We start from the raw sequence: 15,944 nt of genomic DNA on the forward strand, positions 1-15,944 counted from the left end.
ATTCGCCCGTCAATGAAACCCATTTCATCGCCATTCCTTATCTGGTATGATAAGCAGGGAAAATAGGGAAAATTAGAGAAAAAGGAAGGTTCCGCTATGACACCGATCACCATATACGACATCGCCAAAGAAGCAAATGTATCTGTAGCGACGGTCTCCCGGGTACTGAATGATACGGCACCTGTGCGTGCAAGCACCCGAGAGAAGATTATGTCCATCATTGAAAAACACCAGTTTCAGCCCAATGCGCAGGCGCGCAGTCTGATCAAAAAAGAGACGGGCACCATTGCCATCATCCTGCCGGACATTACAAACCCGTTTTTCCCGGAAGTGTTCTGGGGCGCGGAGAATGAGGCTCGCGGATTGGGGTATACCTTCTTTCTGTGCAATACCGCAGGCGACTACAACAGGGAATCTGAATATTTGTCCATCCTGCGAGAGAAGCGGGTAGACGGGATTATTTTTCTCGGCGGGCGAATTAACATGCAGGTCTGTCCGGATGACATGGCTCAGGAATTGATTGATATGGGCAAACGTATGCCAATCGTGCTGGTCAATGGCAATATTGCCAAAGGCGGGTTCCATCGGGTGTACACGGATGAAGGTGCAGGGGCAGCCCTTGCAGCAGAGCATTTGCTTGAACTGGGACATCGTGATATCGCCTTTGTTGGTGGCCTGAAAGAGTTGTCCACCACCATGGTCAAGGTCAGAGCTGTGCAGAAGAAACTTCGGGAGCATGGGCTCGAAATACCAAAAGAACGGCAACTGCTCGGCAGCTTCTCCATCGACGACGGCAAACGGGAGATGTCCAAACTACTGGATCGTGACAATCCACCCACCGCAGTCATCTGCGTCAATGACAACACAGCGATTGGTGCGATCAAGTCGACGATTGAGCATGGGCTCTCGATTCCGAAAGATATATCCATTGTAGGTTTTGATGATACGCCGCTCGCCAGTGCCGTTATACCGGAACTGACAACTGTATCCCAGAACACGTATCAGCTTGGCAAACAGGCTGTGGATGTGCTGCATGAGTTGATTAACCAAGGCAAACCGAAGAAGCAGATCATTCTGCAACCGGAGCTGATTGTGCGTCAAAGTACAGGACCTGCTGCAAGATAAAGGGCCTGTAATTGGAAAAGAAAGCGTTGACATTTCCTTGAAGGGTGAAATATAATGAGTGCGTGAATGAAACCCCTTTCATAAAGTGGAACGGGTTTTATGTTTCAGCTTAATGAAACCCATTTCATGAAACGGGTTTCAGTGTAGTCATCCATTCATTATATCAAGGGGGCGTAACGTATGAGAAGAAGTTTAAAGGTCATTTCGTTATTGATGCTGGTCATGGTAATGGGTCTGACAGCCTGTAGCAGCGGGAGTAAAAACGGTTCTTCCGGTGAGTCCGGTGGCAAGGTTGATTTGAGCATGACAATCTGGGGCTCAGAGGATGAGAAGAAAATTTATCAGGAACGACTCGACATTGTGAAGCAGACGTATCCCGATATTAACGTGAAGCTGAACGTGGTTGCAGGGGATTATGACCAGAAGGTACAGACCATGATCGCCGGAGGAACGGCACCGGACATCATGATGATTGCCGAGAACTATCAGGCTTACGCCTCCAAGAATCAGATTATACCGCTGGATGACATGATTCAGGCGAACAATGTGAACATGTCCGAGCGTTATTCCGATGATATTGCCAACCTGATGAAGTATGATGGCAAACAATTTGGTTTGCCGGATCGGGCAGGCGCGATGGTCCTCTTTTATAACAAAGATCTGTTCGACAAGGCTGGGGTGGAATATCCAACCAAAGATTGGACGCAGGACGATCTGATGGCGGCAGCTCAGAAGCTGACGGTGAAGGAGAACGGCAAGACGACTCAATGGGGTTACTACCCTGGCAGCTGGTGGCCGCAATGGATGCAGCTGATCTACCAGAACGGTGGCTCACTGTTCGATGAGAGTGGCAAACCAACCTTTAATACAGAGCCTGTGCGGAAAGCATTACAATTCATGAATGATCTGACCTTCACACACGGTGCGGGACCAACGCCAACCGAGATTGCCGACATGGGGAATATCGGAGCCGATCCGCTGTTCGCTCAAGGCAAGATCGCCATGGAAACGACAGGGTTCTGGAACATCGGTTCACTTGCCAAGGTGGAAGGCATTAATTGGGATATCTCTCCGGTATGGGGCGAAACAAACGCATTCTTTAACGGGTTAACGATTACCAACGCTTCCAAACACAAGGAAGAAGCATTCAAAGTAATTGAAGCACTGACCACACCGGAAGCACAGATGCCAATGGTCAAAGCCGGTCAGGATGCTCCTGCAACCAAAGCAGGTCTTTCCAGTGATGAATTCCTCAATGCCGAATATGGCGGCAAAAAAATCAACATGGCTGCGTTCAGTGAATCAACGATCTATGCGGAACCATTCAACCCGCAATGGAACGAAATGATGAAGCTCATTAACGATAAGCTGGGTGTCTACTTCAACAACAAAGCCTCGCTTGATGATACCGTAACCGAAATTCAGAGTGGACTGGAAAGACTCTACAAATAGAGGATTTTTCTGAACATGCACAAATAGCAGCGACAGCAGGACAGGTGGAATCGGCGTGAATGCGGGTTCCATCTGCTCTCTGCGTCATGGGAGGGCTTAACGTGAGAAAAAAGGACGGGAAATGGTTCTACATCTTCATCTCGCCTTGGCTGATCGGATTTCTGGGGCTGACTCTGGGTCCGATCCTGTTTTCCATCTATATGAGCTTCACGAATTGGGATCTGTTCCAGTCCCCTGAATTCATTGGTATCGACAATTACAAAACATTACTGACCGATGATCCGATCTTCTGGAAATCCGTCGGCAATACATTCTTCTATGCGCTGATATCCATTCCGCTGGGCATGTCGATCTCGCTCTGGATTGCATATTACCTCAACAAGAAAATCAAAGGTATCACCTTCTTCCGTATTCTGTTCTATCTGCCTTCCGTTGTTCCGGTGGTTGCGAGTTCATTGCTCTTCATCCACTTGCTTGCGCCGACGGAAGGATTGATCAACCAGGCACTTGCGATCTTCGGTATTCAGGGTCCTGCCTGGCTTCTTGATCCCAACTGGGTTAAGCCTGCATTGATTCTCATGTCCTTATGGGGTGTGGGTGGTGGAGTGGTATTGCTGCTTGCAGGGATGAAAGGCATTCCACAGGAGCTGTACGAGGCCGCTGCCATCGATGGGGCGAAAAGTACACAATCGTTCTTCCATATTACATTCCCAATGCTGACTCCCGTCATTTTCTTCAATCTCGTGACTGGCATGATTGGAGCGCTCCAGACCTTCGCGCAGGTATTTATCGTCACTGCCGGGGGACCTGACAATTCAAGTCAGATGGTTGTTCCCTACCTATTCCAGAATGCATTCCAATTCTACAAAATGGGATATGCATCGGCGATTGCCTGGGTACTATTCATCATCATCATGGTGTTGACACTCGTTGTATTCCGTTCATCGGCGCTATGGGTGCACTACGAGGAGGGAAAAGCCAATGAGTAATCCATCCACTGTGGAGAAGACGATATCCTATATTTTTCTGATTCTGGTCGGGGTGCTGCTTGCTTCGCCTTTCTTGTACATGATCTCTATTGCACTGGCAAGTGACGCAACAACCGTCAAATCAGCCTTTACCTTTGTTCCAATGGAGTTCCAATGGTCGAACTTTTATACCATCTTCACGAATAACAATCTTGGCACGTATCTCAAAAACTCGGTCATCATAACCATCTTTACGATTGTCGGATCGGTATTATCAGCTTCGATCGTATCCTACGGCTTTGCCCGAATCAAAGCAAAAGGCAGCCGTTTCCTGTTTATTGTGTTGCTCAGTACGATGATGATTCCGGGTGAGGTGACGATGGTACCGCAGTTCATCATCTTCCGTCATCTGGACTGGATTAATACATTCTACCCGCTGATCGTGCCGAGTTTCTTCGCCGGAGCGTTCAACGTATTCCTGATTCGGCAGTTTGTCATGAGTATTCCAAAATCACTGGATGAAGCGGCCATGATCGATGGTATGGGACACCCGGGAATCTACTGGAAGATCATCATGCCACTGACTTATCCGATACTTGCGGCCATTGCGATCTTCTCATTCTCCTATAACTGGGGCAACTTCATGGGGCCGCTCATCTATATCAATGATCCGGAGAAAATGCCGCTGGCACTTGGGGTGCAGCTGTTGACTACGGTAGGTGGCGGGCAGATGCCGCCATGGAACCTCGTGATGATCGCTTCCCTGTTCCTCACCATTCCGATGGTGCTGGTATATCTGTTCGGACAACGTTATGTCTATGAAGCCAACATTAGCGGCGGAAGCAGCGGAATCAAGTAACCGAAGTGTCTGTAGTGGTTGTATGTATTGAAATTGATGTTCAGGGTCAACGGAATAATCAACGTACATGGAGAAAGGATTGTATAGCCCATGGCGCATAAAGAACAACGCAGCAGAGGCAAACGGAGTTATATCCTCATGGGTGTCGCTCTGATTGCTCTGCTGGCAGGAGGAGGAATTGTTATCAATCATTTTGCCAATGAATCATCCAAAACACTTGAGTTCCAAGGGGAACCAGTACGTCTGAAGCTGGATCAGTCCTATAATCATTTTGAAGGTTGGGGTACGTCACTTGCCTGGTGGGCCAACGATCTTGGAGGATGGAAGGATCAGGCGAAGGTGAGTGAAGTGATGGATCTGGTCTTTGACCCGGAGAAAGGATTAGGTCTGAACATCGTTCGTTACAATATTGGCGGCGAGGAAAATCCGGAGATGAAAGCTCTTCGTCCCGGCGGGGATGTACCTGGCTTCCAGCCTGAACCTGGAGAGTGGGACTGGGATGCTGATGCAGGTCAGCGGGCTGTATTACAAGGCTCGATGGAGCGTGGCGTGAACATTACCGAAGCATTCTCCAATTCACCACCTTACTGGATGACGATCAGTGGATCCGTTACCGGAGCTGTGGATGGCAGCAATAATCTGCGTGACGACCAGTATGATGCGTTTGCCGATTATTTGACTGAAGTCGTGAAGCATTATCGGGACGAGTGGGGGATCACCTTCCGCACACTGAATCCACTCAATGAACCTTCCTCCGACTGGTGGAAGAAGGGCAATATGCAGGAAGGTAGTCATTTTACCAATGAGAAACAGGCCGAGATTATCAAGAAAGTTGCTGCATCGTTGAAGAGCAAAGGACTGGATGGAACCGTCATTAGTGCCGCGGACGATAACAGCATTGATGAGACGGTGTTTAATTTCAACCTCTATGATCAGGACACGCTGGACGTAATCCAGCAGATCAATACTCACTCCTATAATGGTAGCAAAATGGAAGAGCTGCGCACGCTGGCAGAACGCCAAGGCAAAAAGCTGTGGATGTCCGAGTACGGAACCGGCGGCAGCGAGCCGCACAGTCATGAGGATATGACCTCGGTGCAAGAATTGGCGGAGCGGATCATGTTTGATCTGAAAATCATGCAGCCATCCGCCTGGGTATACTGGCAGGCCGTTGAAGATGAAGGTGCCAATAACAATTGGGGCTTCATTCATGCCAATTTCAACGGAGAAGAGCAGTACGAGATGACCAAACAGTATTATGGTATGGCCCAGTTCACGAAGTTTATTCGTCCCGGCGCGACAATTATTCCAACCGATGGTGGACGCACACTGGCTGCCTATGACGCGGAACGTCAGAGACTGGTGCTGGTGATTCGTAACGAATTGTCAGCGGGTACAACAGCGTTTGAACTGGAAGGGTATACGTATGGAAAATCATCCACCGCTCAGGTGTATCAGACTTCACCGGATCGGAACATGGAACAGCTTGAAGACATCCCGGTGTATGCCAACGGACTTGAAGTGCCTACGGCCGACAATTCCATCACAACGGTTGTACTGGAAGGCGTGACGTTGCAGGGGAACTGATGATTAAGGTATATAAGTTCAACTACAGATTTACACAGAAAACGGAGAGGACAGAAAAAACCTGAAAAAGCGAAGCGTTCGCCTTTATCACCGGATTTTCCCTTTGAGAAAAGGGAATCAAAAAAATCTGGGGATAACAGCGATTGGAAGGTTATTCTGTCATCGGAGTGCCAGTGTAAACATTCATTAGTTGAACTTATATTTTAAATGAACCACAGGACATATGAACCTAAATAAAGAGAAGGAGGGGATAACTTTGACAGAGAAAGCATCCCTTTTATTTCAGGAACAGGAGAAGAACTTCAACGGGGCTGAGAATGGTGTTCAATCTGAATTAACATACGATGCACGCAGCTTTTTCCTAAACGGAGAGCGGGTATTTCTGAACAGTGCCACGATCCATTATTTCCGTATGCCAAAGGAGGAATGGCGTGAGGTTCTGCTGAAGGCGAAGCTGGCAGGCATGAACTGCATCGACACTTACTTTGCGTGGAATGTGCATGAACCGGAAGAAGGACAGTGGTCTTTTGAAGGGGACAACGATTGCGGCGCTTTTCTGGACCTGTGCGCAGAATTGGGCATGTGGGTTATCGCGCGTCCAGGTCCGTTTATTTGTGCGGAATGGGATTTTGGCGGTTTCCCGTACTGGCTTGGCACGAAGGACGGCGTGAAATTTAGGGAAAATAATGAGACGTATCTGCACTATGTGAACCTGTATTTTGACCGGATTGTGCCGATTATTCGGGAGCGCCAGTTATCCGCCGGGGGTACGGTCATTCTCGTGCAGGTGGAGAATGAATACGGGTATCTGATGGATGACACTGCTGCAAGTGACCATATGAATACGCTGAGGGATGGATTGTTGCAACGTGGCATTGACGCTACGCTGATCACTTGCGTTGGCGGGGCGGAAGGCACGATTGAAGGGGCTAATTTCTGGTCAGGTGCTGACGGGCATTATGAGAAACTTCGAGTCAAACAGCCGGACACCCCGAAGATGGTCACGGAATTCTGGACCGGATGGTTCGAGAATTGGGGAGGGCCTTCGGCTATTCAGAAGACAGCACCTTTGCTGGAGAGACGTATTATGGAGATTCTGCGTGCCGGGTATACCGGAATCAGTCACTACATGTTCTATGGTGGCACGAACTTTGGTGGATATGGCGGCAGAACGATGGGTAGCAGTGACATCTTTATGATTACGTCCTATGACTATGATGCACCCCTGAACGAATATGGACGGGTGACACCAAAATATGCAGTAACCAAGAATTTGTCCTATTTCGTCCATGCTTTCGGGGCCCTTCTGATGGAAACAGAGGAAATTCCAGAAGAACAGATCGTTGTACGTCATCCTGAGGGCATATCTGTACGAGGCAGACAGGCTGACAACCAGAAGATTTGGTTCTTGGAGAGTCACAAGGATGAACGGGAGACGATGCACATTACGCTGGAGGAAGGCCGTACTCTTCCCGTATCGGTGAATCCGGGTCAGATTGTTCCGTTGCTGGATCGAGTACAGATTGCTGAACACGTATACCTGACTGCGGGTACGATGATTACGGGCAATGAAATGATAAACGGAGAATTGAACCTGTTCATCGTGGCCGCTGCCGGGCAGCGTTCTGTTCTTGAACTGGAAGCAGGGGCATTGAACGTCACGGGCAGCACAGTGCAAGTGCTGGTCGAACATGATTCAGCCAGGAACGTATACCGCTTCGATTTGTTCCATTTCCAAGAGCCGGGAACGATCCAGCTGGAAGCAAACGGCACACCGATCCGATTCATCATTTTGGATCAAGAAACGATGAATCGAACATGGCGATTGGAAGCAACAGACCAGAAGGGACTTCGTTATGCGATCGGCTTCGATGACGTAGACGTATTACCATCCGGTCAGGTCAAGGGCATGATTACTGACCCAGATCGCACAATTACGTTGCTTGGTGACTGGACCGATGGAGAACGGACGTTAACAGGTCACGAGTTCTATGCCAGCGAGAAGCCTATTGCAGGCAAACAGCAGCAGCTTCCATGGACATTACCGAGTGCGCCGACATTGTCTGATTCTCCTGAGATGTCACGTATTACGTTAACTGCGAAGCAACGCTCGGCGAGTGGACAACCCGAAGACTTTTCCCGGTATGGACAAGATTTTGGTTATTTATTGTACGAATGTGATTTCGAGAGTCCAACCGAAGGGGTCACTAACCTCATTTTGCCGGATATCCAGGATACTGCCAGAATCATCGTTAACGGTGTTCAGCAGGCATTAGTGCGTCAGGTAGGTGCCGCAGGAGTGCAGTTACAAGTAGCCCAAGGGAAGAATACACTTCAGATTCTGGTGCAACATATGGGCAGATTGAACTTCTCTCCGTATCTGGGTGAGAGCAAAGGTCTGGCTGGTGCTGTGTATCTGGATGGCAAGGTTCAGGATATTCGTCGGGATTGGCGTATGGAGAGTGGACTTTTGCATCTCGATGAGGTGAACTCTCTCCAAGGATCGCCAATTCTGAGCAGAAGTTTTACGCTGGATGTCATGGATCGTGCGATTCTCGTGGGTGCACTGAGCAAAGGCCTTCGTATCAATGGCATCGAAGTTCCGATGGAAGGATATCAGGATTGGTTTGCCTTCCAGACGTTAGATATCTCCTTGTATATCAAGCCCGGAGAGACGAATACACTTGAAATGCCGTATAGCCGTTCATCGCTGGACAGACTGGAACTGATCACGTATCCAAGTCAGGGAGAACTGAAGGATTGGCGTATGGCAGGGACGGATGCATTGCTTCCGCAACAATGGGAGAGCTACGAGGTAGGACAGGAATCGATCCATCCTGGAGCACAGGGGTCAATCCAGCGTGCAGGACAGCCTGGTATCGCCGCAGGTGGCAATTGTACTGCCAATCTGGTGCCCCACACCACGAATGAATCGGTTAATCGTGCTACATTGAGTGAGAAGTCTCACCCTGTATCCAATCATACTCCAGTCCAAGGATCGTATGGTCAGCCGGTCTGGTACCGCTGGCGTTTCGCGGAGCCTGCGGTTTCGGAGCATCATAAAGTGAACCTGATGCTTCGCCTGACCGGGATGAGCAAAGGAACGATTCACCTGAACGGGCATCATCTGGGGCGTTATTGGCAGATTGGTCCGCAAGAGGATTACAAAATTCCAGTAGCTTGGCTACAGGAAGAGAATGAATTACTTTTGTTCGATGAAGAAGGCAGAACGCCAGAACGTGTACGATTCCTGTTGGATGCGTTATCCCGTTATCCGTGGGTTGTGGTGGAATAGTTCATGTATGGATCGTTAGCTGTCTTACCGATCCAACTATGGTTGGGAACAATAACTGGATCGAGATAGTTTGAGTCGCACGCAACATTTCACCTTTTACCACAGTCACACTACCTCATTTTCTTAGTCAAATAACCCGAGCTTGTGAATCTTTCGGATTCAGTTTTGCGGAGTGAATTAGGCTAAGGGAATGGGGAAACTGTGGTGATCAGGTTGGTACAACGAACTAAGGTAACACTTGTAGTTTAATTAGTTGTAACCGTTTACATAAAGAGTAATTGTTCATCCAAGATCTGTGAAGGGAGTGATGCTTCATGTAATTGGAATTTGAACAGGTAGTCGTGAGGTGTTGCTCATCAGTGGCAGTCCCAGGTACGCTTTGTCATTGGTAATACAGTAAGGTATTCCTCTGTTCATCACTCATGAATAAGGAGATGAACCCAATGTTGACGAAGAAGGAAGAGGGAATAGGAGGAATAGGAGTAGGAAAGTCCAAAGGTTTCAAGGCCGGAATGATTCTGCTGCTCGGAACATTACTTCTATTAACGATGTTATTCCCCAATACAGCCAGAGCAGCGACAAGTGTATATACGATATCAGCCTTTACGAACACAAGTGAGTCCAATATGTATATCTACGAATCCTATAATGCAACCCACTATGGTTTGCTAAAAGGGCCAGCCTATACACCTCCGGCCGATCTGATCCGCGATCCCAGCATCATGAAGCACACAGATGGTCTATATTACGTTGTCTACACCACGAACTGGTCGGGTAACACCATCGGCATCGCCTCCAGCCCGGATAAGGTAAACTGGACATTTGTCCGTAATATTACTTTATCCACACCTACCACAATTGCACACACCTGGGCACCAGAATGGTTCAAAGACAGCAACGGCAGTCTGAACATTATCGTGTCCCTCTCACCAGGCAACTATCAGAATTTCAAACCTTATGTACTCACAGCTTCAGGTAGCAATCTAACATCTACCTCATGGTCTGCACCTACTGAACTGGCAGGCATTGCTCCCAATTATATCGACACTTTTATCGTGAAGACAGGCTCAACCTATCATGCTTTTACCAAGAACGAGACCACCAAATACATTGAATATGCGACATCAACTTCGCTAACGGGTCCTTATACCTTTAAAGGCACAGGGGATTGGGCAGGTTGGGGTTCTTGGGTGGAAGGTCCGGCGCTTGTTCAGCTGGATAATGGTTCATGGCGAATCTACTTTGACGGCTATGCAACACAAAAATATTATTACAGCGACTCTGCTGACAACTTCCAGACTTGGGGTGCCAAACAAGAGATTGCAGGTCTTACCGGACTCGTCCGGCATATGACCGTATTGAAAGAGTCCGGGCAACCGGGGGATATCCGCAAGTTGGAGTCATTCAATGTACCAGGCAGCTTCATTCGTCACTACAACTATCAGGCACGGATTGATGCAAGTGTCAGTCCAGCGGAGGATGCACAATTCCGTATCGTAAGCGGGCTGTCGAATGCAACAGGCATTTCGTTTGAGTCCATGAATTATCCGGGTTATTTCCTGCGCAATAATAATGGCAACATCACACTTGTGAAAAATGACGGCAGCACTACATTCCGAAATGACGCCACGTTCAAACGTGTAAGTGGACTTGCTAATGCTAGTTGGACATCGTTAGCCTCGTTTAATAACCCGAACCTGTATCTGAGACATTATAATAATGTGCTGAAACTGGAAGCTGTTGTTACCGCACTCGATAAGTCAGACGCGACCTTCAGAGAGGTTGCACAATAATAGGTGTTTATTTTCTAAGTTAAACTATACATTTACACGATAACGGAGAGGTCAGAAATAACTTGAAGAAGCGAAGCGTGCGCGTTTATCCCCGGATTTCCCCTTTTAAGGAATAATTAAAAAATCTGGGGATAACAGCGATCGGAAAGTTGTTCTGACATCGGAGTGCAAGTGTAAAATGATAAGGAGTGAAGCGGATGAAGTGGTTAAAACAAATGAGCTCGCTACTGCTGGCAGGAAGTCTGCTAACAGGCAGTTTGGGTCTGGGAACAGAGGTATCTGCTGCGGGAGCCTACACGGCTGTTGCCGATCCTTCGAAGCAATATCAGACGATTGAAGGATGGGGGACATCCCTCGCGTGGTGGGGCAAAGTGGTTGGAGAATATTCCAATCGGGATGAGTATGTGGAGAAAATGTTCAATGCAAATACCGGACTGGGGCTGAATATTCTGCGGTACAACATTGGAGGCGGGGATAATCCATCGTCCAATATCCTTGAATATCGCAAAGCCGTTCCTGGTTACCAGCCTTCTCCCGGTGTGTATGACTGGAATGCAGATGCAAACCAACGATATATGCTGCAAGCTGCCAAAGCTCAAGGCGTGAATGTCATCGAAGCTTTTGCGAATTCCGCACCTTACTGGATGACGATCAGTGGTAATGTGTCCGGTTCGGCCAATGGAGGTAACAACCTCAAGCCCGATTACTACGATGATTTTGCCGATTACTTAACTGAGGTTGTGAAGCATTTTCGGGATAACTGGGGGATCACATTTGATAGTGTAACTCCGCTGAATGAACCGATCTCGACGTGGTGGAAGCAGGGTAATGACCAGGAGGGCATGCACTTTGACCGGGCGGATCAGAACACGATTCTGAGTCAGGTACAAGCTTCGTTGAATGCGAAGGGCCTGTCCACAAAGCTGAGCGCACCAGAAGAATACAGTATCGATGATACCAATGTGTCGTTCAACAGCTACAGCAATGCCGTTAAATCAGCGATCACTCAGATCAACACTCATACGTATGGCGGAAGCAATCGTACTGCTTTGCGCAACACAGCGACGTCTGCGGGCAAACATCTGTGGACCTCGGAATATGGAGACGGAGATGCAAGCGGACTTACGATGTCACGGACCATCCTCAAGGATATTCGCAATATGGGTGCAAGTGGATGGGTGTATTGGCAAGCCGTCGATAGTGCAGAAGGATGGGGATTTTTCAAGAACGTGTTGAACAATACGCAAACGACCAGTTACACCGTGAACCAAAAATATTATGTCATGGGCAATTACAGCAAATTTATTCGTCCTGGATACAAGATTATCGGCATGAATGATGCCAATACCCTTGCAGCCTATGATGCAGCCTCCGGCAAAGTTGTGCTGGTAACAACCAATTCGGAATCGACGGATACAACGGTAACCTATGATCTCAGTCGGTTTACTAACACAGGCACGGCTGCTCAAGTATATCGGACCTCTTCAACAGAGAAGTTGCAGCAACTGACCAATATTTCGGTGCAAAACAAAACCTTTACCGCTACGGCCAAGGCCAATTCGGTCACAACCTACGTCATTTCCGGTGCAACTTATAATGGCGGTACAGGATATGAATCCGGAGCCATCTACAAATTAATCAACCGCAACAGTGGACTTGCACTCGATGTTAACGGTGCTTCTTCTACGGGTGGGGCAACAATCATTCAGTGGAATGATAATGGAGCAGCTAACCAGCAATGGAAGCTGGAGTCGGTAGGTAACGGATATTACAACATTCGCAATGTAGGCAGTGGGCTTTTGCTGGATGTGAATTCGGGTTCCACACAAGGCGGAGCCGCTCTGATTCAGTGGCAGGATAACGGGGGCAACAATCAGCAATGGCTGCCAATTGATGTGGGAGGATATGTGGTACTTGCGAATCGAAATAGTGGCCTGACGGTTGACATCAATCAAGGTTCTCTGACCGCAGGTGCCTCCACGATTCAGTGGGCCGACAATGGCGGAGCCAATCAGCAATGGAGCCTCGTCAAAGTTAATTAGTGTGAGTACGCATGAATTAAACGTTATTACGTGTCCTTTTTTCTTGGAGGTGCAGTGCTCTAAGCAACACTGTACCCTCAAGAAAAGTAACTATTTTAGACATACATATATTCATCCACCCAGCTGGTACTTAACAAAAACGGGATAGGGTGAACCTGCTAATATCCTGATCCGTGTGCCCCGTTTGCACCAAGTCGGATAGAATCTGCCCAATGGCACTTGCGAACTTGAAGCCATGACCGGAGAAACCGCCTGCGAGCCACACACGTTCATGGGCAGGGTGTCGGTCGATAATAAAATCTTCATCCGAAGTGAATTCATACTTGCACACACTAACACGTTTCAATGCTCCAGCTGCCTGAGGCATATGAAGTTCGAGCAGCCTGCGCAGATCCCCCTCGTCCGTTTCTTCCGTACCAAAAGCAGCCATTGTACTTCCTGGTGTCCACACCTGACCCGTATCATGACGACCCATCTTCAGACCTGATCCGCCAATGCTTGGAAATCCATAATATGTACCTTCTTTTCCTGCCAGTGTAAAACCAGGGAAGTGTTCCTCGCCGTACAAAGCTTCTGGTGCATCAAACCATCCAACCGTTTTACGCACTGCCTGAATGGGGAGATCCACGAAAGGTTTTAATGTCTGAAACCAGGCACCAGCGCTCAGGATGATTTGATTTGCATGGTATGTCTCGCCACCTGAAGTCTGAACTGCAACGGAATGTGGTCCGTATTCGATATGCTCCACAAGCGTGTGCGTTAACAAGGTGGCACCGTGAGTCTCGGCTGCTTTGCGGAAGGCACGAATACAGGGTTCGCTATACAGATAACCCGCATCAGGCTCATACATGCCCTCGTAATGTTCAGGTACTGTAATACCTGGCCAGCGTTTCATCACCTCGGCTGCGTGCAACGTTTCATACCGAATACCTGCATCATCTGCATGGCTCAATCGGTTGTGGAAGGAATGAATCTCCGGATCTACCACATTTATTACACCGGAAGGAACAAAAAGTTGGTCTCCGGTCGTTTCCTCCAGCTCGTGCCATAACTTCTGTGCAAGTAATGCCATGGCAATATAGTCCGGCCCACCACTGTACACATGGCGCATCAGTCTGCTATCCCCGTGATGACTTCCTTCCGTATGCGGAGGATCAAAGGCATCGATTAATAAAGTTTTGCATCCACTGCGCGATAGATAATAACCAGCACTCATACCCATGGAGCCGGCTCCAACGATAATAACGTCATATGATTGTGTGATAATAGCACGTCCTCTCCTATGTATCCTTTTCTACAGTAATGCCTTAATAGAACATATTAATAGTAAAAGCTTGATGAAGGCAAGTGTAGTAAAATGGACTTCTACAATGAATGTTGCAAAGGAGACCTCGCATGAGTGAGCAATTTAGGTTTGATCTATTTCCATTAATTCAGACAGAACGATTCATCCTCCGGTCAGCTGAGGCTGGAGACAGCCATGATCTGCTCGCGTTATATTCCGATGAAGCTGTGGTTCAATATATGCCATTCACTCCCTTTGAATCCGTGGAGGATGCACAGGGTGAGATGAATTGGTATACGAAGATTTTCAAGGAACACACGGGTTTACGCTGGATGATTGAAGACCGTGAAACTCGTAAAGTGATCGGAACCTGTGGGTTCCTGAACTATGAAGATGTACATAACCGTGCAGAGATTGGATACGATTTGCGTTCCTCTTTCTGGGGCCGCGGTGTTATGACTGAAGTGGCCCGTGCTGTGTTACATTTTGGATTCACAAGCATGCAGCTCAACAAGATTGAAGCAAAGGTTGAACCGGAGAACGAGGCGTCAATTCACCTGTTACATAAACTTGATTTCCAACAGGAAGGTGTGCTGCGGCAGCATGAGTTTGAGAAAGGCAGATATATTGACCTTGCGGTGTTCTCTAAGTTACGAAGCGAAATATAGGCAAGCTAGCCCCATAAGGATTCCAATGACTCCATCTCATTCCAGAGCCGTAAGGCTTGTCCCTCTGAATGGGCCCGTGCTATATTGGAGAGATGTGAGGAGATGAGGATATGAAGCTGGTGTCCTGGAATGTGAATGGCTTAAGGGCATGTGTGACCAAAGGATTCATGGATTATTATCAGGAGAGTCAGGCAGACATTTTCTGCCTTCAGGAGACCAAATTGCAAGCCGGACAGATTGAGATGGACCTGGGGGAAGATGTTTATCAATATTGGAATTATGCAATCAAAAAAGGATATTCCGGTACGGCTGTATTTAGCCGAATTAAACCTTTATCCGTTCGTTACGGGATGGAGGAGGACAGTGAGCCGGAAGGACGGATGATTACACTGGAGTATGATGAGTTTTATCTGGTGAACGTCTATACCCCTAACGCGAAGCGGGATCTGACCCGGCTGCCTTACCGTCTGGAATGGGAGGATCGATTCCGGGGCTACATTCTGCAACTGGAGCAGACTAAACCGGTTATCGTCTGTGGAGACCTGAATGTGGCTCATCAGGAGATTGACCTGAAGAATCCGAAGCCCAATCTGGGCAATTCCGGATTTACCCTTGAAGAGCGTGGCAAGATGACTGATTTGCTTGCTTCCGGGTATGTAGACAGCTTCCGCCATCTGTACCCGGATCGTACGGATGTATACAGCTGGTGGTCCTATATGCCGAAGGTTAGAGAACGGAACGTCGGCTGGCGCATTGATTATTTTCTCGTATCCAATCAATTGGCACCTAAGGTGGCAGATGCGCATATCGACTGCCATGTGATGGGCAGTGATCATTGCCCGGTGGGTCTTACTTTGCAACTATAGGTAA

11 protein-coding genes are annotated in these 15,944 nt (G+C 48.2%); 10 read left to right on the forward strand and 1 reads right to left on the reverse strand.

The features are described from left to right. The first annotated feature begins 96 nt into the window (after nt 1-96). The 8 genes from PAEAM_RS23630 to PAEAM_RS23665 all read left to right on the forward strand — a co-directional run bounded on the left by PAEAM_RS23630 (nt 97) and on the right by PAEAM_RS23665 (nt 13,121). Complete coding sequence (locus PAEAM_RS23630; protein WP_036617286.1) at nt 97-1,125, forward strand: LacI family DNA-binding transcriptional regulator; 1,029 nt, start codon at nt 97-99, stop codon at nt 1,123-1,125. Nucleotides 1,126-1,305: 180 nt separating this feature from the next. Next, complete coding sequence (locus PAEAM_RS23635; RefSeq protein WP_076252824.1) at nt 1,306-2,577, forward strand: ABC transporter substrate-binding protein; 1,272 nt, start codon at nt 1,306-1,308, stop codon at nt 2,575-2,577. A 101-nt stretch (nt 2,578-2,678) separates the two neighbouring features. Then, nucleotides 2,679-3,566, forward strand: coding sequence for a carbohydrate ABC transporter permease (locus PAEAM_RS23640; RefSeq protein ID WP_017687021.1), 888 nt, complete (start codon nt 2,679-2,681; stop codon nt 3,564-3,566). Next, nucleotides 3,559-4,404, forward strand: coding sequence for a carbohydrate ABC transporter permease (locus tag PAEAM_RS23645; RefSeq protein WP_036617294.1), 846 nt, complete (start codon nt 3,559-3,561; stop codon nt 4,402-4,404). Before PAEAM_RS23640 ends, PAEAM_RS23645 begins: the two co-directional genes overlap by 8 nt. 90 nt (nt 4,405-4,494) lie before the next feature. Further along, nucleotides 4,495-5,991 carry a glycoside hydrolase family 30 protein gene (locus tag PAEAM_RS23650; protein WP_100529191.1) on the forward strand — a complete coding sequence of 499 codons (1,497 nt, stop codon included), beginning with the start codon at nt 4,495-4,497 and terminating at the stop codon, nt 5,989-5,991. Between the two features lie 256 nt (nt 5,992-6,247). Then, nucleotides 6,248-9,286 carry a beta-galactosidase gene (locus PAEAM_RS23655; RefSeq protein ID WP_100529192.1) on the forward strand — a complete coding sequence of 1,013 codons (3,039 nt, stop codon included), beginning with the start codon at nt 6,248-6,250 and terminating at the stop codon, nt 9,284-9,286. Between the two features lie 443 nt (nt 9,287-9,729). Beyond that, on the forward strand, nt 9,730-11,079 hold the full coding sequence (locus tag PAEAM_RS23660) for a glycoside hydrolase family 43 protein (protein ID WP_100529193.1): 1,350 nt from the start codon (nt 9,730-9,732) through the stop codon (nt 11,077-11,079). Between the two features lie 197 nt (nt 11,080-11,276). Continuing rightward, nucleotides 11,277-13,121 (forward strand): RICIN domain-containing protein, encoded by a 1,845-nt coding sequence (locus tag PAEAM_RS23665; protein ID WP_100529194.1) that lies wholly within the window; start codon nt 11,277-11,279, stop codon nt 13,119-13,121. Between the two features lie 130 nt (nt 13,122-13,251). Here the strand turns inward: PAEAM_RS23665 and solA are convergent, their stop codons facing one another. Further along, nucleotides 13,252-14,385 carry an N-methyl-L-tryptophan oxidase gene (gene solA, locus PAEAM_RS23670; protein ID WP_481856136.1) on the reverse strand — a complete coding sequence of 378 codons (1,134 nt, stop codon included), beginning with the start codon at nt 14,383-14,385 and terminating at the stop codon, nt 13,252-13,254. 131 nt (nt 14,386-14,516) lie between these two features. On the opposite strand from solA, the gene PAEAM_RS23675 reads away from it, so the two are divergent. Together PAEAM_RS23675 and PAEAM_RS23680 are read left to right on the forward strand one after the other, a co-directional pair. Continuing rightward, nucleotides 14,517-15,074 carry a GNAT family N-acetyltransferase gene (locus tag PAEAM_RS23675; protein WP_076328222.1) on the forward strand — a complete coding sequence of 186 codons (558 nt, stop codon included), beginning with the start codon at nt 14,517-14,519 and terminating at the stop codon, nt 15,072-15,074. Nucleotides 15,075-15,184: 110 nt separating this feature from the next. Beyond that, nucleotides 15,185-15,940: an exodeoxyribonuclease III gene (locus PAEAM_RS23680; protein ID WP_036617303.1), complete on the forward strand. Its 756-nt coding sequence runs from the start codon at nt 15,185-15,187 to the stop codon at nt 15,938-15,940. Nucleotides 15,941-15,944: the final 4 nt, after the last annotated feature.

Origin of the sequence: Paenibacillus sp. GM1FR (assembly GCF_002803315.1) — a bacterium.
GTDB classification, from domain to species: domain Bacteria; phylum Bacillota; class Bacilli; order Paenibacillales; family Paenibacillaceae; genus Paenibacillus; species Paenibacillus amylolyticus.